Origin of the sequence: Microcystis sp. M_QC_C_20170808_M9Col, from assembly GCF_007095495.1 — a bacterium.
Lineage (GTDB): Bacteria > Cyanobacteriota > Cyanobacteriia > Cyanobacteriales > Microcystaceae > Microcystis > Microcystis aeruginosa.
In genome coordinates this window covers 1-18,737 of sequence record NZ_SFBZ01000261.1, presented here as the reverse complement: position 1 = coordinate 18,737, position 18,737 = coordinate 1, and the positions used below count along the sequence as shown (strand labels likewise).

The following is an 18,737-nucleotide window of genomic DNA, read 5'->3' as shown; positions in this document are numbered from 1 at the left end:
ATGCAAGGGTGATGCAAGGGTTTTAAGAGATTCTAGCAGATTTAAGTGCATTTGGGAAGCTCTCAATCAAGCTAAAAGCCCTTTCCTGTAAGGTTTTTAGATTTATTCAGCAAGCCCTAATTAGGTGGGTTAAACTAAGTTAACCCACCGGAATCATCCCGTTTATTTTTAAGGTAAAATCAAAAAACTTCCCTGACAGAAAAGAGTTTGATCGTCGAGAATAAAAGATTTAATCTCCACATCTTTGCCTAAATCGACGGTAAAGGGTTGCAAATCAATAGATAAATCTGGGGCTAAACCTTGCCATTGTCGGGGACTAATCCCTAAAGTGCGGGCATCTTTTAAGGTAATATCAGCAGTAAAAATTACTTCCGCACCTGTTTCTCTATGGCCGAGAAGAGAGAAATAACCCTGATTTAAGAGAACATTTTTCCAGTTAAAACGCTGTTGTGAGATAATTTCTCTGGCGTTAACAATTCCGTTATTTTCTAGGGAAAAAATTAGTAAATCCGCCAAAGCATTAACCAAAATAGTCGAGGCGATCGAATTATTTAAATCCTGCTCGTTAATTTCCACCTCACCGCTAACCCGAATAGGTTCCAAAATTTTTAGGGGTTTCCCTCGCAAAACCTGCCCGATATTAAGACGAATATTTTCCCCTCTTAATTGCGCTTTACCTAGATGTAAACCCTGATAAATCGCTTTTCCTACGGCTAAAAATACCCCGGGGATATAACCGCGCAAAATTTGCCGATCATGACCTTGCAGCTGCATTTCTAAATCTTCTATCTGTTCTACTTGCGTTCTTAAGAACAGACGTACTGCTGGCGGCAAAACCTTACTAATAATCTCACTTTGAGTATTGACCCACATAAACGTTATCTCACTCACTCCACAATTTTTCCAATTGTAACAGAGCTAGATCGATCGAACCATGAGGGGCTGCCGTCAGCTATCGGTTATAGGTAAAAACTTCGCTACTTTCTTTTCACTGTTTACTGATTACTGATCACTGAAAAGCCCCTAATTTTTAGGTTTTTGAGGCGTTGAGGGAATTAAAACGAGGGGAAAGATAGGCGACTAAAACCCCGAGGGCAAACCCGATTAAATTGCGGAAAAGGGGCAGTAATTCACTGGTGCGAGTAACCACCGGTCCGATGCCAAAAGCAACAAAGAGGATAAACCAGAGGGGAGAGACAATTAAAACCCATTGCCAAGCGAAAACCTGTCCTTCTTTGCGGGGAATACCGGCAAAACCGAAGACTAAACCGCCGACAATTGAGGTAATTAAAGTTAAAATCCACTGTTCCCTCGGTAAACCGGGGACCACCGCACAACCACCCTTAACTAAACAGCCTTTTACCGTGTCTAAAGATTGTACGATCGCATTATTTTCGCCATTTTCCCGGACAAAATACATATTACCGAAACGGGCCTGTAATTCGATCCAAAAAGTGCGGGGTAAAAATTCATAGACGGCATCACCAATACTAAAAGATAGTAGATTACCGCCGCGACCATCGGCCACTAGGAGAATACTTTTATCATCCAATCCCCAGAAATTAATCACGGCCCGGCCGGGGCTGCGGTCATATTGGGTTAAAACTCGCATTTTCCAGCCGGTTTCCCCTTGAAATGTCTCGATATCTCGGATCAATGCTTCTTCCTGTTTTGCGGGTAGATAATTGGCTAAATCAACGATCGGAGTGGCTTGATTGGGCAGTAATTCGGGATTATTCACCGCTAGAGCTTGATTTGGGCAGATAATCCAACCCAGACAGCTAATGACACCAATGACAAGAGCGATCGAGATTCCTCGGCAAAAACGATTGAGCATAGCACTTCTAGACAATGAGAATTTTTTCAGCAAGGGTGTAGGCTAACTTTCAGTTTCTTTACACTTATTTACTTTATCTTAAGGGAATTCTCAACTTTAGTCACCCAGTTATCAGGAGTCGGTCATCAGGAGTCGGTTATCAGGAGTCAGGAGTTGAGAGTTGGGGTTTTAGGGAGTTGGGGTTTGAGGGTTTGGGGGTATTAGTTGAAATTGCCCTATCTCCCCACTCCCCCATTTCCCCATTTCCCCATTTCCCACTTCCCACTTCCCCATCTGCTTAACTGCGTTTCCAAGTATTCCAAGCGACTTTAAAACCGATCAAGAGGCGACGGCTGCCACGATCGAGCTTGCTAAGACCAGCTTTAGCACTACCGAGACTGCGATCAACTCCCTGGACAACTTGGCGGGTACTTTTGACCCCTTCATCGATATTTTCGGTTAATTCGCTGATTTCTGCCCCTGTCAGGCGAATTGCTTCTAGAGTCGGGGGAAATTCCCGATGGAGGGTATCGAATAATTTTTCGGCACTGCGGGCTGCCCGGGCTAACTCTTGCAGGGCAGGCAAAGCAGTGATGAAAACCGCCGTTAAACTAACGGCGACTAGCAGTAAAGAACATCCTAGCCAGAAAATAGGTTCGGTCATTTAATGGTCATTCGAGTGATGATTATCGCCTTGGGGGGATTCTTCCGAGTCGGGGAAAGGATTCTCCGTGGCTAGACTTTGACTAGCTTCGATTCCGGCTGTCACCGCCTCTTTTAATCTAATTAAAGTATCATCCCAATTACGCCGGGCCGATTCCGATAGGCGATCGGCCTGCAATTGCATCGTCGTGGTCAGATCTTCGGCTAATTCAGGCAAAGCCCTGGCGGATTTTTGCAGAATTCGACGGGTTTCTTTTCCAGATCTCGGCGCTACTAATAAACCCGCCACTGCCCCGATCGCACTGCCCAATAAAACCCCGACGACGAATAAGCCGCCGTTACCGTTATTTTTATCTACCATAGGATTGCCCCTGTACTTAATTCCCAATTTTACGAGGAATTACACTTCTCTTGTGCAGTTTCTTCGGCAAAAATTTTGACCTGTTGCTCTTGGCAAGCAAAAACAGACCTAGAAGGGATAACTTGAGAAAAAACTAGCGATCGGGCAAAACCTGATTTTATTGCTGACTTTGAGCCAATAAGGGAGTGAAAAAGAAGAACCTCTGGGAGTCTTGCCGTGTTTCGACCCCAAAGGTTCCTCTCGTGCTGAACTTATACTCCTCACACGATATTTATATTACACACAATCCGCTGCTTTTGTCAAGGGGTTTATGACATTTTTTCCACAGACCTCTGGCCAAATTAATTTTTTAGGGTCGGTAGGCGCTCTTGTCAAGGACAGTTAAGTAGGGTTTGCGGCAAAAAGTTTTTCCTGGGGGCAGGGTGTGGCCCCCCCCAACCCCCCCGACATCGGGGGGGCAGGTGGGGTGTGGGGTTTTATCGATTTTCAGGACAAAAGTAAAGTTAACTGTGGGGTAAGGAGAACGTAGGTTGGGTTGAAGCATGAAACCCAACGCCCGCATGGGTTACGCTACCGCTAACCCATCCTACAAATAATTGTGCCTCCCTACTTATCAGACTAAATCCTGTTTAAAAGCCATGGAAGAGTGGGGAGTGGGAAGTAGGGGGTGGTATCAACTATTGCCTTCAAGCCATGTTTTTAAATCTCGTTCTGGTTTGGCCACATTAAATAAATGTAAACCAAAATCCTCTGAAATATCTTGACAAATTTTCACTCCTCTGATACTGTTGCCTTTTTCATCTAAAAGGGGCGAAAAAGTTCCAATTCCCAACTGATGGGGAACTACTGCCGTAATTCCGCCCCCGACACCGCTTTTTGCCGGTAATCCTACCCGATAGGCCCATTCTCCCGAAGCGTCATACATTCCACAGGTAAGCATAACACTGATCACATCTTGAACGTAGTGTTCATCGATCGCCCGTATTCCTGTGATTGGGTTGACACCTCCATTAGCCAAAGTAGCGGCCATCAGGGCTAAATCGTGAGCATGGACGAGGATGGCGCATTGTTGACAGTAAAGGTCGAGGGTTTCTTCAATTTTATCGCTAACCATGCCAAAATTTAGCATCAGATAGGCCATGGCCCGATTACGATTGCCGGTGGATTTTTCCGAGAGAAAAACGGGGACATTAATCTCGTGATCTCTACCCGTATAGCGTTTAAACATTTCTAAAATACGTTTTAGCCTTTCCGTGGCATTCTGTCCGGTGATTAAATCCGTGGTAGCGATCGCACCAGCATTGACCATAGGATTATAGGGACGATTGGTTTTTTCATCGAGAATAATCGAGTTAAAAGCTTCCCCCGTGGGTTCAACACCGACTTTACTGTTAACGTATTCCCTTCCGTGATCTTCTAGAGCTAATCCAAAGACAAAAGCTTTAGAAATCGATTGTACTGTAAAGGTTTGCCGACAGTCTCCCACCTCAAAAATCTGACCGTCAGTGGTAATTACCGAAATACCAAACCATTGTGGAGCTGCTAGGGCTAATTCCGGAATATAATCAGCGATCTTACCCGTCTGTAAATCAGAGTATTTGTCGTGAAGATAGTTAAGATAGTTGCGAAAAGGATAGACCAACTTTTGACCAGAATTGACCGGACTAATAAAATCTTTTGGGGAAGCCATAGAGGAGTATAACAGTTATCTTAATAATGAGTGACAAAGTTGTGGTTTTGGCTAGTCAGTGGCCGCTATTCGGGAGACGATGCCCAATGAAGTTATAATTAGATTAACTGCCGTAATTTTGCTTGTAAAGTCTTTTTGCCGAATTTAGTTACAGTTTGTTGATGCAACCATTGCGGGTGACAACGTTGATCCTGACCTGGAAAAATTTCTAGACAAGCTTGGGCCACCTTTTCGGCATCTCGATAGGGAACGCGCCACCCCACTAAACCATCCTGCAGCGGCTCTGCTGAACCGTCCTCATCTCCAGAAATCACGGGAATACCACAGGCCATCGCTTCTAGGTAAACAATCCCGAATCCTTCCCGGGAGGGCATAACGTAAGCATTGGCTAAACGATAATGGTCGGCTAATTCCTCCGTCGGGACAAAACCCGCGAAAATTACCTGTTTATCCACTCCTAACTGCTTGGTTAAAGCTTCTAACCTTGGTAGATCGTCCCCTCGTCCGATGACTAGATATTTTACTTCGGGATAAGTCTCTAGAATTGTCGGCAGGGCCCGAATGGTAACATCTACCCCTTTATGGATATCCCCCGACCACAACCGGGCCACTGTTAATAAAACTTTGGCATTTTCCATATCATATTTTTTGATTAATGTCAAGGACTTTTCGCCTAAATTAAACTTTTCTTCATCCACCACACAGGGGAGAATTGCTACTTTTTTGGGATCGATAGCGTTAGCCTTACACATAAGATCGCGAGTGTAACGGCTAATTGTCCAGATCGATGTGGCCGCTTGCAGGGCCTGTTTTTGGGAATTTGGTAAAGGTTCCCAGACTTCATTGCCGTAGGTGAGGACGGTGTAGGGTATGCCTAAAGCTTGACAGTAAAGACGGGTGAGGGGGGCTAAATTTATATGACCACAAAAAACCCGTTGGGGACGTTTCCAGAGGAGAGAAACTAGAAACTTAAGGGCTAATTGAATGCGTCCGAGAGTTGCTGAGTTATTTTTCAGGTAATGAAAGGTAATACCTTGATTTTTGAAAGGATTAGGACAATCAGGGGCATCCCGCAGTAAAAAAACCTCGGCCGCCTCGCAATCGGGCAAAGTGAGATAAGCTTGCAGGACATCCTTGATATATGATTGAATACCGCCTTCTTGGGAAAAAATCTCTAAAAATAGGAAGATATGAGGCATCATAGAACGTCAGCGTCAAAAAGTTTTAGGTTTGGCGAAAAAATTTTCCCCGATCTCTTATCTGTACTATCACACTTTCTTGATCTATTTCGATCGTCTCCCCAGTAATAGCTCCTAACCGCTAACAGTCCGAAAAAGAACAATCTGGTGGCTCTTCTTGAGTTTAACTGCCAGAATAAGGGGAATTCCGATGCTGATAGCTAAAATAACTGATATTAGTCAGTTTAGCTCATAATGCTGGTCAAGGCGATAGATAAAAAGTGAAGGACGGGGAAATAGTCAGAATTTTCCGGGATGCCAAAGATCAAGCTATTTCTTTGTCCCTTGTGTCATCGGGGAATCTTCCCTTTTTAACGCTAGATATTTTCAGGAATTACTAGAGACAAAAAAAATAAAAGTTCCTCAACTGCTCTGACAAAGGTTACAAATGTCCCCAGAACAGTTAAGCTTATTTTAGTCTCTATAATTGCTTTTATGGCTCATTTGACTTCTGAAAGACTCAATTTAACCACAAAAATCGCCTATGGTGCGGGGGATTTGGGACCGGCTATCACTGCTAATATCTCGGTATTTTACCTGCTATTTTTTCTCACTGATGTGGCAGGATTACCAGCAGGATTAGCTGGTAGTGTGCTGATGGTGGTGAGAATTTTTGATGCTATTAACGATCCGATTATTGGAATGTGGAGCGATCGAACCCGTACTATCTGGGGTCGTCGCTTACCATGGATGTTATTGGGGTCGATTCCCTTCGGAATTAGCTATTTTTTACTGTGGTTAATCCCGACTAATAACCAATTATGGCTATTTTTATATTATATTTTTATCGGTATTATCTTTAATTTAACCTATACAGTAGTCAATCTTCCCTACCAGGCACTCACCCCTGAATTAACTTATGATTATAATGAGAGAACCCGCTTAAATAGTTTTCGTTTTGCCTTTTCCATCGGGGGCAGCATTCTCTCATTAATTCTCTATATTATCGTCTCATCGTCCTATGCCAACGATCTCCATCAAGCTTTTTTATTGTTAGGTGTAGTTTGTGCTTTAATGTCGATTATAGCAGTTATTTGGTGCGCTTTAGCTTTACAAGAACGAGGAGCAAAAGCGATTCTCAATTCTCCCCAGAAAAAAGTTTTGGCAATTGCTTTTATAGTTATCGGTGGGCTTTCCTCGGTCTATGGACTAGGAAAAATTGGGGTAAATCCCAGAGACTTTATCGCTATTTCCACAATTTTATTAGGAATAGAAGGGATAGTTTCGGGGTTAACCCTTTACTATGGCAAAACTGAAAATCATCTCAAGGATAGCGCGGCAATTAAACAGAGAGAAGCGGATAATAATACCGAAACTATTCCCCTGAAAGAACAATTAAAAATAGTTTTTGGTAATCGTCCCTTTTTATACGTTATTGGCATCTATCTTTGTGCTTGGTTAGGAGTACAATTAACCGCCTCGATTTTGGTTTACTACGTCGTCAGCTACATGAGACTATCGGAAGCAGAATCGGGTTTAGTCGCTTTGGCAGTACAGGGAACAGCTTTAGTGATGTTATTTTTCTGGCAAGCAGTTAGTCAGAAATTAGACAAAAAGATAGTCTATTTTTTAGGGATGACATTCTGGATTATTGCCCAAATTGGTTTATTTTTGCTCCAACCAGGAGAAATAACTTTAATGTATGCTTTGGCAGTTTTGGCGGGATTTGGCGTATCTGTGGCCTATTTAATTCCTTGGTCAATGGTTCCCGATGTGATTGAATTAGACGAATTAGAAACAGGAAAACGTCGAGAAGGTATTTTTTATGCTTTCATGGTACTTTTGCAAAAAATTGGTTTAGCTTTGGGGTTATTTCTTGTCGGTATTGCTCTAGAAACATCGGGTTTTAAACCGAGAATCCCAGGAGAAGCAATTCCCCTGCAGCCAGATAGTGCTTTAATAGCAATTCGCCTAGCAATTGCTCCTTTACCGGCATTTTTTCTGATCATTAGCTTAATTCTTGCCTATTTTTATCCAATTACTCGCCAAGTTCACGCCGAAATTTTAGACCAATTAGCAACAAGAAGACAAGAGGAAAAGTAAACATCAGTTTTTTGAGAAACACTGTCAGTTAAACCCCGTAATAATTTTTCTTCTTCAGGTTCCAATCGTTTTGTAAATTATCAAGACAAAGTTATACTAAATCCGTTGAGTATAGGCTACTTATGAGGATAGGCACTCATGCAAGAGGCACTCATGCAAAAGGGGAAATAAATAATCAGTTTTTAATAACCGGATTTAGTATTAGACCCATTATTGCAGACATTTTTGAAAATTTTCCTTTTTAGGATGGTTTTCCTGAGTTGAGATTCTCCCCCCTACTAAAGCAAGGGGGAAAAAAAATCAATTGGCACGCTGTTCAACTAACAGTTGGTAAGCATGATTAAAATCAGTCGTTGTAATGCGAATCTCAGCCGGGTCAGTCATTCCCTGATGGCGATAACGACGAATTGCCATCAGTGCCGCTTGGTTACATAATAACGCTAAATCTGCGCCATTCCAGCCTTCGGTTGCCTCGGCCCAATAGCCTAAATCCACATCCTCTAAAGGACGTTCATCATTATGAACCCCGAGAATTGCTAAACGACTGGAGGCATTCGGTAAATCAACTTTTAACTGTAAATCTAACCGTCCCGCTCGCAATAAGGCTGGATCTAACGCATCTGGGCGATTAGTGGCTCCAATCACTAAAATCGTTGCCCCCGTTTGCAACCCATCTAACTCCGTGAGGATTTGTCCCACAACCCGGTCACTCACTCCTGAATCCCCACTATAACGACCTCTTGCTGGTGCTAAAGTATCAATTTCATCAATAAAAACCACACAAGGTGCTGCCTGACGAGCTTTGGCAAACAACTCACGCACCGCTTGTTCACTCGCACCCACCCATTTACTCAAAAGCTCAGGTCCATTAATACTAATAAAATTAGCTCGCGCCTGAGATGCAACCGCTTTGGCCAATAAGGTTTTTCCCGTTCCGGGGGGACCCCAAAGTAAAATACCTTTGGGAGCTTGGGCTTTGGTTTGCGTATATAATTGAGGATGGAGTAATGCCCCTTCCACGGACTCCTGTAGGGTTTGTTTAATCTGTTCAAGTCCGCCAATATTGTCCCAGTCCACATGGGGAGATTCCACCTCCACAGACCGCAATACCGCCGGTTTAACTTCTTTTAGGGCTTGCAAAAAGTCGGCTTGGACCACCGTCATTGTTTCTGGAATTTGCGAGTCAATTGTAGGAACCTGCCGCCGCAAAGCACTATAGGCCGCTTTCTGGCAAACGGCTTTTAAATCTGACCCGACAAATCCCACCGCATTATCGGCAATCAGAGCTAAGGAAACTGATTCATCTAAGGGCATGGAACGGGTGAGAATTTGCAGGATTTCTAAACGGCCCTTGCGGTCAGGCACCCGAAAGAGGACTTCTCGGTCAAACCGTCCAGGACGACGGAGGGCAGGGTCAAGATGGTCGGGACGGTTTGTCGCGGCTAGAACAATCACCCCTTGGCTTTGGGCAAAGCCATCCATTAAACCCAGCAATTGGGCTACCAGTCTTTTTTCTACTTCCCCTTCAACTTTACTGCGATCGGGTGCCATGCTATCAATTTCGTCAATAAAAACGATACAAGGCGCATTCTTACTGGCTTTCTCAAAAATTCCCCGCAGTTTTTGCTCAGCCTCCCCATAATATTTGCTGATCACCTCTGGTCCTACTAAGGCAATATAGTTAACACCGAGTTCTTCGGCCAAAGCACGGGCGGTCAGGGTTTTACCGGTTCCAGGGGGCCCGACTAAGAGAACGCCGCGAGTGGGTTCAAGTCCTAACTTGGCCAACAAGTCGGGGCGTTTCAGAGGAATGGCAATTAGTTCCTTGAGTTCTTTAATCACTTCCGTCAAGCCACCAACATCTTTCAGGGAAGCCGTGGTCGGTCCTTCGGGCGGTGTCACAGTGTCTTCAACCCCTGAATCAGTGGGAGATGACCGATTGCGATTGACCTCAAAATCATCCCCGCCAGAATTGCTCGGACGAGAAACTCCCCCTGAACGGGGAATACCGCCAGAACGGGGAATGTTACTCAAGGGACGAGAGTTAAACTGCACTTCGGTTTTAATTTCCCCTTTTTCCAGTTTTTCCTCTAAGGTTTTAGCCAGTTCGACTAATTGCTCAAAGCCTTTGAATAGTTCTACCATAAAATTTCTCCTGAGTCAAGTGAAGGATGGGGACTGGGTAATAGATGAGGTTGAGAAGTCCGACTTGAGCAGACTAATTACCTTTAAAATAACAGATCTGCCGCGGCTTTTACCCGGGCTAGAGGTTCTACTGACCGGGGTAAACTGGCTAAGCGGATCAAAGTTTGCTCTGGGAATAAATCCCAATCAATTTCCTCATTAGCGTGATAACGATTCTGCACGACATAACGTTGATAGACTCCCTTTTTTTTCAAAGATGCTGTCAATCGCAGTTGTTCGGCAACGATGGCATCTTGGGCTTGCAAAACTCCAATAAATTCTGTATGTTGGGGGTCTTTGAGTTTTTTCTGGGCAGACATCACCTGTTGTCTTAAGATTCGCAACCGTCCCATTAAATCTACACGCCCTAAGACATTTTGATACTTCATCCAAAGCTTAAAAATCCAACTTAACCAATCTCCTAAAGCCGTTGGCATTTCCAAAAATCGCAGGAGATGACCGGTAGGAGCCGTATCTAAAATAATCAAATCTTGTTGTTTCTGGTCTAATAAATCCATCACTGTTACTAGGGATAACATTTCATCAATTCCTGGCAGAGATTGAGCTACAATTTGTCGCCAAGCTTCCGGAGTATAAGCTAGTTTGATGTTTCCTTCTTCCTTACCTTCACCACTAATCATTTCTGCCAGTTCCCATAAATAATCATCCCGAAATTTTTCTAAAACGATATTAGCATCAACTTCTTGACCACTTAAATTATCAGTTAATTGTGTGGATTGATGTCCTAACTTTGTCCCAAAGGCATCTCCCAAAGAATGAGCCGGATCAATAGAAATAATTCTAATTTTTTGCTCGGGATGACGATTAGCTAACGCCCAACCAATAGCTGCGGCAACCGTGGTTTTTCCCACTCCCCCCTTGCCACCAATGATAATGAGTTGGCGTTTGTCGTCAATAAAATCACTAAAACTCGGCAGAATTTTTTGCGGCCATTGAATAGGAGGCGGGGCCATAAATTCTACTTTTTCGATAATTTCAATTTGACTCATGATCTGATCTAATGCTTCACCTCCTAGGGGTTCTTTTGCCTGTTGGGGCAGGGTGAAAATTGTCTCTTGACCTGGAATTTTTAGGAATTTATCGAGGAGTTGCTGTTGCTCACTGTAGCGATCTAAATTTTGATTAGGATCCGTTAGAATGCGATTAATAAATAATCTGCCGCAGGGAATATTTAAGTGATGCAAACTATTGAGTAATCGTTCGGTTTCTAATAAACTCATCGGTTCGGCAATTGCCACAATTAAACAAAGGGTAAAATCCCGATCTTGTAGGATTCGTTTGCCTTCGGTTAATTCTGCTTGTGTTTTGACTAAAAAGTCATCCACATCATCGGCATTGTAGGTTTTTGAAAAAGTTTGCGAAATAACACGATGTTTTTCTTGAAACAACTCTAAAGAATTTAAAATAATCTCTAAAAAGTCTTTAATCCCCAATAAATTCAAGGTATGACCAGAGGGAGCCATATCAACAACAATTCGATCTACAACATTGTCAATAAGTAATCGCTGAATTTCTAATAGACCCATAATTTCATCTAAACCTGGCCAGTCTAAATCCCAAACAGGAGTTAAATCTTCTCCTTCAACAAAACTGCCCCGTTCTACTAAAAGTTCTAAAAATTTTCCGTATTTTTCTTTAAATTCTAAGAGCAATTTTTCCGCATCTAATGCCCTAACTTTTAAGTTGGGTAAGTCTTTTACAGGTGATGCTTGATCGCTAACTTCTGTTTGCAATACATCCCCTAAAGAATGAGCAGGATCGGTTGAGATTAACAGGATTTGTTCCTCGGGAAATAATTTAGCCCAACGGCGAGCAAATCCACAGGAAAGGGTGGTTTTTCCCACTCCTCCTTTGCCACTAAACATAACTAAATGTCGAGTGTCATAACGACTTAGAGAGTTATTTACCAAGTTAAAGTTAGTCATAGAGAAATCAAGTTAAGTAAAGTGATAGGGGGGAGAAACTTGTCCTAATTGTAATTGCCAACGGGGGCAGGCTTTCTGCCAATGCAAGACTTGCTCGATTAGTAAAGGTTCTTCTTGAAAATTAACTAAAAGATAAATTCGTGATTCTGTCCCCGGAGCAGTAATAATCCTCGTTGATGGATAGCTTTGGGTGATTAAATTCACGAGATTTTGCCATTCTGAACCTTGCAAAGTATAAAAATCTTGTTGGGCTTCATAAAGCTGTTTTTTGGCTAAAAAATATTGTCTGCCCTTGCTTTCAGAAAAGAGTACAGGCTCCTCTGGCTTACGGGGAATACATTTTAAAAGATATTCTCCTTTTCCCTCAAGTTCTTCAATTTTTTCTTGATATTCTTGGCCATGAGAACAAAGATGAGTCAGTAAATTTTCTGTCTCTAAAAAAGATGTGCCAAAACGTAAGGGTAAAATAGTGGTTTGTTGAAATAATTGACAGATGACTCGATCATGACATAAAACCGATTGAATCAAGCGTTCATCATCATTTTGTAAAGTGTCTAAACCAACTTCGGGTTCGACTACCGCCGAGAGAGAGCCAACAGTTATCAGTAACAATGGGTTAGCCATTCCAACGGGTAGTGTTAGGCTTTCTATGGGGGTTTTCAAAAAAGCGTAAGTATATAGATTGTACAATTTCATAGGGTTGACCGAAAGAAAATTGACGATTTTTTACAAGTTTTTATATTGGGGCGTTGATATGCTAGAATATTCTAAGTTATTCAGGGATTGTTATGACAACCACTCGTCCACCCAGACCAATTAGATCTAAAATTAGCACCATGCCTCGGAAACAATCTGAAGCAGATCACCAACTTGAGCTTTATAAGTTAATTACTGAAAAACAACGTATCCAAGAAAAATTAGAAATGATGGAGCGGCAGATTCAGCAATTAAAAAATCGTCTCACGTTTGTGACAGAGCAAATTGAGACTACAGAACAAAGTATTCAAAATTTGCGTACAGCCAACCCTCCTAGTGTAGCTAAAAAACCTGATTCCCCCAAAACTGTTGCTCACTCCTCTAATAATTCCAGTAATTTCCAAACTTTTTACCTAGAATATTAAGGCTTAACCAAGGGCTAGTTCTGACCAAGCTTCAACGAGTTCTTGAGCTTGTCAAATCCGCCCTTACTAAGCTTACAATTTGTGATTTTGTTCATGATCTATGTGGTGGGAAAGATTGCAAGTTTAGAGAGAAGATTCAGATTCGTTTTCTGCCTCTTCTTCTTCTAAGGCTTGAATTTTTAATAAAAGTTCTTCTTCCTGAATTTCAAACTCCTCCTCAGAAATGTTGCCCATATCGTAAGATAGTTGTAAGGATAATAACAATTTGTGCAAATTTTCCGCCTCATCATATTCTATATCTGCACGCTCTTGAATTTTCTCCCCAATCCAGATCAGACCCCCAATAGGACCGGTAACAGGAAGAAATAAAAGATCGAGAAACATAACTAATACTCTCCTTAGACAAGTTGGGCAAAGGTATAGGGTGCGGTTAAATTGTTATAGCGAATTCTTAGGCGATCACCAAACTGCTGATCGATCGCTTCAACGTTTTGGCTAAATTCCGGCTCTTGCTCCCAGGGAATTAAATAAGCTGCATTGTAAATCATGTCATCCGTCATCGGATCGCTTTCAATCACCTCTTGGGCGCGATGATTTAATTGGTCTCTAAAGACTTGAATAATGTCTTGTTTCCGTTGCAATACAGTGGCTTCAATGAGTTGACCTATATGGATAATTTCTTCCATATTTAAGTTTTTCCCCATCATCGCATCCCGTTCTTGCTTTAACTTAGGATTAGACTCCAAAGCCGCTTGTAATTCCCACTGATTATCCCAAAAAATCTTAATGCTAACCTCTCGTTGGCCTGACAGTTTAGCAAATAATTCTTTCAGTTGGGTTTTATAGGGACTAATTAATTGTTCGGTGACGGATTCCCAGGTTTTGATAACTAAGCCAAACCGCAGGGGCAACAACGTTGTAAACCCTGCTTCCATGACAGTTTCTAATACTTTTTCATGGCAAATTAAATAGCGACGGGATGCCAAATACTTCTCTTTATGAGCAGCGGAGTAGAGAAAACTAAAACCCTCAATCATCTCACTGTGAACTGGCTCATTATCAATCCCTTGCAAAACGAGTCCGTCAGGAACTGGTTCGGGAAATATTCCATATAAATAAAGACCCACTGTCATCAGTATTCTCCCAAATTAAACCGGCTGAGAAGTTAAAACCAAACGAAGCTTTAGATGAATTAAATCTAGTTGAGCTAAACCCAGATCAACATTTCCTTCCACAACAACCCCTGTATTGAGGAGTCGATCCACTAATTCTAACACAGAAGGCTTAATACCCTCCTCTCCCGGGTAATAACTCCCTGCTTCAGGTAAAAGAGTTCCAAACTCTCCTAAGTGGACATTTAACTCTTCTGGCTCAACCTCAAAAATTTCACACAAATAGAGAATTTGTTCTTGCAATTTTTGGATACTTTCTGCGGCTCTATCTAAATCAGACTCACTGAGAACCCCTTTTTCCATCCGGCGAATGATTTGGGCTTCGAGCAATTGGCGTACCAGTTCCACGACAGTTAACAGTAAAGGGGCTAAACCAGCTTGGCTATTACTTTCTGGACGGGTCAGCAAGGCTTGATTATCAGAATCGTAAGGTGTGCAAGCAAGTGTCATGGTTGGAATTGGTAAATGGGCAGTTTTTGACGGTGAGTCTCTAGTGGGGAGCTTGGCCAAGAAATTTTATCTGAGGGAAAATAATGATTTGACATACCCCAAGCCGTAAACGGACGTGGATTCTTCTCGCATCACTGCTGTGAATTTCTGGCTCAACGAGTCCACTTGAATTAGATTCCTAGCGAAATCCCACCCAGAGGTGGTTCTCTCCTCAGACTTTCGCGACCTTACAGAAGCCTGTTTTCGGGGGACCCTACGATACAGTTCAAAACCTCTAAAATAATTGGTTTCTCTGGTACTTGACCCTGAGAGCTTTTACCTATAGGAGCATTCCCCTAGAGAACCCCATAACTTTAGTTTTCAAGGTGCGTTCATCGGTTGATGACTGGGTTTTTTAAGCGGTTGCTTACCCGGCCCCCTACTCTTGAGATCATAACATAAAGTCGCCCTAAAAGGGCGAGGCTTTAAACACAATTTTTCGGTAAACTTCTTTACCGTTTGAGGATTCAATTGAGGAATTTCAATGTATATAAGGAATGTGCCTGCTCGTTCGGACTGGTATCACGGCTCTCCATTACACTCCATTTGGTTAAGGATTTTAAGGTTTGAAGTCGGCGTGAAAGTTCCAGGTTTTCTGCGAATAAAGCTTGGCCTTGGCTAGGGAGGTAGGGATAACCTTGCAAGCTGTTAATCGCAGTTTCCCTGGCCTTATCAAGGGGGGCAATCGTCTCGTGTAAATTTCCTAACCTTTGAGGATTCAGGTGAGGAATTTCACGCATCTGAGGAATGTGCTTCATCGTTCGGACTGGTATCATGGCTCTCTATTGCACTCAATTGGCTTAAGGATTTTAGGGTTTCAAGCTCAGTTTCCAGGGTTTGGAGTCGGAGCGAAAGTTCCCGATTTTCTGCTAGTAAAGCTTGGGATTGGCTATGGAGGTAGGGGTCTCCTTCCCACCAGTTGATCCCCATTTCCCTGGCTTTATCAACAGAGGCAATTAACAAACGAATGCGGATATTTATAAGTTCAGTGGAGGCGATCGAAACGGAAATATCGCCGGCAATTACAATTCCTTTATCTAAAACTCGTTCGAGTATATCCGCTAAACTCGAACCTTGAGTTGCTGTTTTTAGGGAGTTGCTTGACTGGTTTTTGAGCGAGCCAGCAAAAGTGGAAGAAGTCACGGTTGGTTTCACTCAATAAGAGTATAAAATTAGTCTTTTCGCTGGGGCAAGTTGCCTCGCAGTAAAGATTGAATGGCTTTTAACGATTGATTTCCTGTCGAAGGCTCAGAAGTTGACACTTGGGCATCGGAAGGCTCCTCTTCCTCTAGAAAGGATAAGGATTCTAACGGATTGTCCTCGAGGATTTCCCATAAAATCGCTCTTGACTTATCAACAGATAAATTTGTGCGTGACAAAAGAACATCGGCGCAGATATCACGGAAGTCCGAGTCAGCGGAGTTGGCCGCAATATCGTGAGAGGCGCAGACTTTAGCAATCATTAAACAAGAGCGCAAACCCGACGTTTTTTCAGTCGCAGTTTTCACACGAAAGGTTTTGACGAGGTTGACAATAAATAAAGCATCTTCTCGACCAATCCCCGTTTTTTGAGCAAGAATTTCTGTCTGAGTTAGTTGGTCCGGTTCAGGCATATTGATAGTTACCAACCGATCCATTAAAGCATCTTGGGTGGCATGAACCCCACAGTATTCTTCTGGGTTGGAGGTGAAAATTGCCCGAAACTGAGAATTGACTTGTAGGTAATCGGGTTGATGGCTAGTGGGCGGCAGGGTGAGAATTTTTTCTTCCAAGGCAGAGAGTAAAACGTTGTTGACCTCAGGTCGAGAACGATTGAACTCATCATAAACTAGGGTAAACCCCTCGCGACAGGCCATTGTTAAGCGAGAATCCACCCAATTGTGTTTTAGCTCGTCTTCAACTTTGAGAACGCTGTGGATATAGTTATCCATCAGTTTTTTATGGGTATAACCAGACTGGCTACCAATTAAATCGGAACTGGTAAAGTCATCATCGCCAAAGATTAGCATCACAGGTCTGGCTAAACAATTGGCCAAGTGCATTGCCAAGGTGGTTTTTCCCGTTCCTGCTGGGCCACATAGATGAATGGAAAAACCAGAGTTTAGATAACGTAAGGCGCGGGTGGCAATTTGATCAATCGAAGGCGTAACAACAAATTGACCGGGGCGGAGGCTGAGGACGGCTCTTCTTGTTTGAGTTTCAGTAACTGTCATAGTTGAAATCTAGTAAATACCATTGATAATCCCCGCCTGAAGCGTACGGGTGTTCTTGAGCTAACAACTGCTGGTTCAGGTTTCCCCTTAATAACCGAGTAGGCAAGGACGCTTGTGTTACCCGAATTTTACGGCAAGTTTAATCGTCTTTGGCTTTTAAGGCTTACCTCATAATAATATCACAAAAAATTAGGAACTGTCATCAATTAGATCTAGAACCTTGATTCTGAAGGTATTTCAGGATATTCATTAGTCAAGGGACTAAGGGTCTAAAATTCTTGTCTAGATTACTTTTCAAGACTTAAACAATGACAAGCCCAGATGCAGTCCTTTTCCCTTACCTCCTTTGTCAATAAAAGACTAATAATGACAACATTAACTATAAACTAAGTGAAGTTTTATAATACTTCTTAATTTATCATAACCCTAAGTCCGCCTAAACAGGAACCCACCACTCCTACGTTGAGTCTAGAAACTTAAAAAGGCAGGACTAGCTAGGTTTAAAACCAAAGGCTTATTGTTGTATTTTCAGATAGTCCTCTAGTTTAGCCAGGAAAAGGGACTAGAGGGTTTTTACTCTAGCCCTAGGCTTAAGTGGGTTGGAATTAACCTAGAGATTTATTTGCCAAAAACGTAGATAGACAAATCTTGACGAAATTGACGCAATTCGTCTTTTAGCTGTTTCGCTTCAGCTAAACGTCGTTCTTGAAATTGACTTAAATCATCCTTCACCTGTTTAGCTCGATCTAGATGAAGTTGGCGTAACTCGTCCTCTAGCTGTTTCGCTGCCGCTAAACGCTGTTCTTGGAATTGACTTAAATCCTCTTTCAGCTGTTTAGCTCGATCTAGATGCTGTTGACGTAAGTCGTTCTCCAGCTGTTTTGCTGCTGCTAAACGTTGTTCTTGGAATTGACTTAAATCCTCTTTCAGCTGTTTAGCTCGATCTAGACGCTGTTGACGTAAGTCGTTGTCTAGCCGTTTGGCTTCCGCTAAACGTTGTTCTTGAAATTGACGTAAATCCTCTTTTTGCTTTTCCGCTTGAGCTAAACGCTGTTTTTGGGTAGCTGTTAAGAACAAGTGGCTTTCCTGTTGAACTTTTTGGAAAGATTGGCGCAAAGCAGCTGCCTGTTCTTGCGCTTGTTTTTGTCTTTCAGTTTTGACATCCAACAGAAAAGATTGTACTTCTCGCGAGAGTTTAGCTACTTCTTCAGCAATCGATAAACGCTCCTGGCGGAACTGTTCCATGAGAGCAGGCATGGGGTTGTCCTCAATTACTAAATACTATGGAATGGATTTGACCCAATCACCCGTTAGAAAAACCTTCACGGAGACTGGGGGGAGAGACAGCAGATTTCGACTTTTCTTATCATCCCAAAGTTGAGGTAGGGGACTACCCCAGACTGAGGGGCGCAACCTCCCACCCCCAAAATGGCTTTCTACTCAGAAAAATAGTCAGCTTTACATTCTGGTGATTGGGGGTAAACCTAGCTACAAGGGACAAAATCACGGTGACAAAAACAATTTGTCTGCGTCTAGCTTTGTCTTAGCTATCCGTTGCCGTGCCAACTCTATCAATTATAGACTATTGCGCCCCAAGAGAGGGGTAACTAGACTCAATAGGGATTTAAAGAAAAGCCGAGGATCTGGAAAACCCAGTCGGGTTTTCACTCAGCAGATAGGAAAATCTGGGATCAATCCTTAAGCAGGAACCGCTGCAGATTGAGTCAGACCAACGGCTTCAGCATATTTGAGGTAGGTTTCAACCGAAGCGATAACTACACGAGCTTCAATCGCTAATAAT

At 42.7% G+C, this 18,737-nt stretch carries 18 protein-coding genes; 2 read left to right on the top strand and 16 right to left on the bottom strand.

Annotation, left to right across the window (positions count from 1 at the left end; translation table 11 throughout):
• Window positions 1-168: 168 nt before the first annotated feature.
• From EWV68_RS15750 to EWV68_RS15725, 6 genes are all read right to left on the bottom strand, one after another.
• Window positions 169-873 (bottom strand): LmeA family phospholipid-binding protein, encoded by a 705-nt coding sequence (locus EWV68_RS15750; protein ID WP_287170355.1) that lies wholly within the window; start codon window positions 871-873, stop codon window positions 169-171.
• Window positions 874-1,030: 157 nt separating this feature from the next.
• On the bottom strand, window positions 1,031-1,837 hold the full coding sequence (locus tag EWV68_RS15745; RefSeq protein ID WP_012266581.1) for a TPM domain-containing protein: 807 nt from the start codon (window positions 1,835-1,837) through the stop codon (window positions 1,031-1,033).
• A 277-nt stretch (window positions 1,838-2,114) separates the two neighbouring features.
• Entirely contained in the window at window positions 2,115-2,480 is a 366-nt protein-coding gene (locus EWV68_RS15740) for a hypothetical protein (RefSeq protein WP_061431818.1), read from the bottom strand.
• Window positions 2,481-2,840 (bottom strand): YtxH domain-containing protein, encoded by a 360-nt coding sequence (locus tag EWV68_RS15735; protein ID WP_287170354.1) that lies wholly within the window; start codon window positions 2,838-2,840, stop codon window positions 2,481-2,483. It lies immediately after the preceding gene.
• A gap of 673 nt (window positions 2,841-3,513) precedes the next feature.
• Window positions 3,514-4,530 carry a glutaminase A gene (gene glsA / locus EWV68_RS15730; protein WP_052277536.1) on the bottom strand — a complete coding sequence of 339 codons (1,017 nt, stop codon included), beginning with the start codon at window positions 4,528-4,530 and terminating at the stop codon, window positions 3,514-3,516.
• Window positions 4,531-4,628: 98 nt separating this feature from the next.
• Entirely contained in the window at window positions 4,629-5,732 is a 1,104-nt protein-coding gene (locus EWV68_RS15725; protein ID WP_061431821.1) for a glycosyltransferase family 4 protein, read from the bottom strand.
• A gap of 471 nt (window positions 5,733-6,203) precedes the next feature.
• Here EWV68_RS15725 and EWV68_RS15720 point away from each other — a divergent pair, with 471 nt between their 5' ends.
• A complete protein-coding gene (locus EWV68_RS15720) occupies window positions 6,204-7,811 on the top strand; it encodes an MFS transporter (protein ID WP_287170353.1) in 1,608 nt (535 codons plus the stop codon).
• Window positions 7,812-8,111: 300 nt separating this feature from the next.
• Here the strand turns inward: EWV68_RS15720 and EWV68_RS15715 are convergent, their stop codons facing one another.
• The 3 genes from EWV68_RS15715 to EWV68_RS15705 all read right to left on the bottom strand — a co-directional run bounded on the left by EWV68_RS15715 (window position 8,112) and on the right by EWV68_RS15705 (window position 12,637).
• On the bottom strand, window positions 8,112-9,956 hold the full coding sequence (locus EWV68_RS15715; RefSeq protein ID WP_061431823.1) for an AAA family ATPase: 1,845 nt from the start codon (window positions 9,954-9,956) through the stop codon (window positions 8,112-8,114).
• Between the two features lie 83 nt (window positions 9,957-10,039).
• A complete protein-coding gene (locus EWV68_RS15710; RefSeq protein ID WP_287170352.1) occupies window positions 10,040-11,941 on the bottom strand; it encodes an ArsA family ATPase in 1,902 nt (633 codons plus the stop codon).
• 12 nt (window positions 11,942-11,953) lie between these two features.
• Window positions 11,954-12,637 (bottom strand): GvpL/GvpF family gas vesicle protein, encoded by a 684-nt coding sequence (locus EWV68_RS15705; protein ID WP_287170351.1) that lies wholly within the window; start codon window positions 12,635-12,637, stop codon window positions 11,954-11,956.
• A gap of 92 nt (window positions 12,638-12,729) precedes the next feature.
• Between EWV68_RS15705 and EWV68_RS15700 the strand changes: the two genes are divergently transcribed.
• Entirely contained in the window at window positions 12,730-13,062 is a 333-nt protein-coding gene (locus EWV68_RS15700) for a gas vesicle protein (protein WP_002758520.1), read from the top strand.
• A 123-nt stretch (window positions 13,063-13,185) separates the two neighbouring features.
• On the opposite strand, the gene EWV68_RS15695 is transcribed toward EWV68_RS15700, so the two are convergent.
• The 7 genes from EWV68_RS15695 to gvpC all read right to left on the bottom strand — a co-directional run bounded on the left by EWV68_RS15695 (window position 13,186) and on the right by gvpC (window position 18,193).
• Window positions 13,186-13,446: a gas vesicle protein GvpG gene (locus EWV68_RS15695; RefSeq protein WP_002736124.1), complete on the bottom strand. Its 261-nt coding sequence runs from the start codon at window positions 13,444-13,446 to the stop codon at window positions 13,186-13,188.
• A 14-nt stretch (window positions 13,447-13,460) separates the two neighbouring features.
• A complete protein-coding gene (gene gvpF, locus EWV68_RS15690) occupies window positions 13,461-14,195 on the bottom strand; it encodes a gas vesicle protein GvpF (protein WP_002796984.1) in 735 nt (244 codons plus the stop codon).
• A gap of 15 nt (window positions 14,196-14,210) precedes the next feature.
• Window positions 14,211-14,684 carry a gas vesicle protein K gene (locus EWV68_RS15685; RefSeq protein ID WP_002758523.1) on the bottom strand — a complete coding sequence of 158 codons (474 nt, stop codon included), beginning with the start codon at window positions 14,682-14,684 and terminating at the stop codon, window positions 14,211-14,213.
• A gap of 506 nt (window positions 14,685-15,190) precedes the next feature.
• Window positions 15,191-15,499, bottom strand: a complete 309-nt coding sequence (locus tag EWV68_RS15680) for a hypothetical protein (protein WP_002796983.1) — start codon at window positions 15,497-15,499, stop codon at window positions 15,191-15,193.
• Window positions 15,456-15,866, bottom strand: a complete 411-nt coding sequence (locus EWV68_RS15675; protein WP_002796982.1) for a gas vesicle protein — start codon at window positions 15,864-15,866, stop codon at window positions 15,456-15,458. The genes EWV68_RS15680 and EWV68_RS15675 overlap by 44 nt, the downstream gene beginning before the upstream one ends.
• 29 nt (window positions 15,867-15,895) lie before the next feature.
• Window positions 15,896-16,936 (bottom strand): gas vesicle protein GvpN, encoded by a 1,041-nt coding sequence (gene gvpN / locus EWV68_RS15670; RefSeq protein ID WP_002796981.1) that lies wholly within the window; start codon window positions 16,934-16,936, stop codon window positions 15,896-15,898.
• A 618-nt stretch (window positions 16,937-17,554) separates the two neighbouring features.
• Window positions 17,555-18,193, bottom strand: coding sequence for a gas vesicle protein GvpC (gvpC, locus tag EWV68_RS15665; RefSeq protein WP_002796980.1), 639 nt, complete (start codon window positions 18,191-18,193; stop codon window positions 17,555-17,557).
• Window positions 18,194-18,737 lie beyond the last annotated feature (544 nt).

Coding starts and splice junctions, on each gene's coding strand:
- EWV68_RS15705 (WP_287170351.1), bottom strand. CDS start 12,637: ATGAAATTGTACAATCTATATACTTACGCTTTTTTGAAAACCCCCATA.
- EWV68_RS15710 (WP_287170352.1), bottom strand. CDS start 11,941: ATGACTAACTTTAACTTGGTAAATAACTCTCTAAGTCGTTATGACACT.
- gvpF (WP_002796984.1), bottom strand. CDS start 14,195: ATGACAGTGGGTCTTTATTTATATGGAATATTTCCCGAACCAGTTCCT.
- EWV68_RS15745 (WP_012266581.1), bottom strand. CDS start 1,837: ATGCTCAATCGTTTTTGCCGAGGAATCTCGATCGCTCTTGTCATTGGT.
- EWV68_RS15685 (WP_002758523.1), bottom strand. CDS start 14,684: ATGACACTTGCTTGCACACCTTACGATTCTGATAATCAAGCCTTGCTG.
- EWV68_RS15715 (WP_061431823.1), bottom strand. CDS start 9,956: ATGGTAGAACTATTCAAAGGCTTTGAGCAATTAGTCGAACTGGCTAAA.
- EWV68_RS15680 (WP_002796983.1), bottom strand. CDS start 15,499: ATGATACCAGTCCGAACGATGAAGCACATTCCTCAGATGCGTGAAATT.
- gvpC (WP_002796980.1), bottom strand. CDS start 18,193: ATGCCTGCTCTCATGGAACAGTTCCGCCAGGAGCGTTTATCGATTGCT.
- EWV68_RS15700 (WP_002758520.1), top strand. CDS start 12,730: ATGACAACCACTCGTCCACCCAGACCAATTAGATCTAAAATTAGCACC.
- EWV68_RS15725 (WP_061431821.1), bottom strand. CDS start 5,732: ATGATGCCTCATATCTTCCTATTTTTAGAGATTTTTTCCCAAGAAGGC.
- EWV68_RS15740 (WP_061431818.1), bottom strand. CDS start 2,480: ATGACCGAACCTATTTTCTGGCTAGGATGTTCTTTACTGCTAGTCGCC.
- EWV68_RS15695 (WP_002736124.1), bottom strand. CDS start 13,446: ATGTTTCTCGATCTTTTATTTCTTCCTGTTACCGGTCCTATTGGGGGT.
- EWV68_RS15720 (WP_287170353.1), top strand. CDS start 6,204: ATGGCTCATTTGACTTCTGAAAGACTCAATTTAACCACAAAAATCGCC.
- EWV68_RS15735 (WP_287170354.1), bottom strand. CDS start 2,840: ATGGTAGATAAAAATAACGGTAACGGCGGCTTATTCGTCGTCGGGGTT.
- EWV68_RS15750 (WP_287170355.1), bottom strand. CDS start 873: ATGTGGGTCAATACTCAAAGTGAGATTATTAGTAAGGTTTTGCCGCCA.
- gvpN (WP_002796981.1), bottom strand. CDS start 16,936: ATGACAGTTACTGAAACTCAAACAAGAAGAGCCGTCCTCAGCCTCCGC.
- glsA (WP_052277536.1), bottom strand. CDS start 4,530: ATGGCTTCCCCAAAAGATTTTATTAGTCCGGTCAATTCTGGTCAAAAG.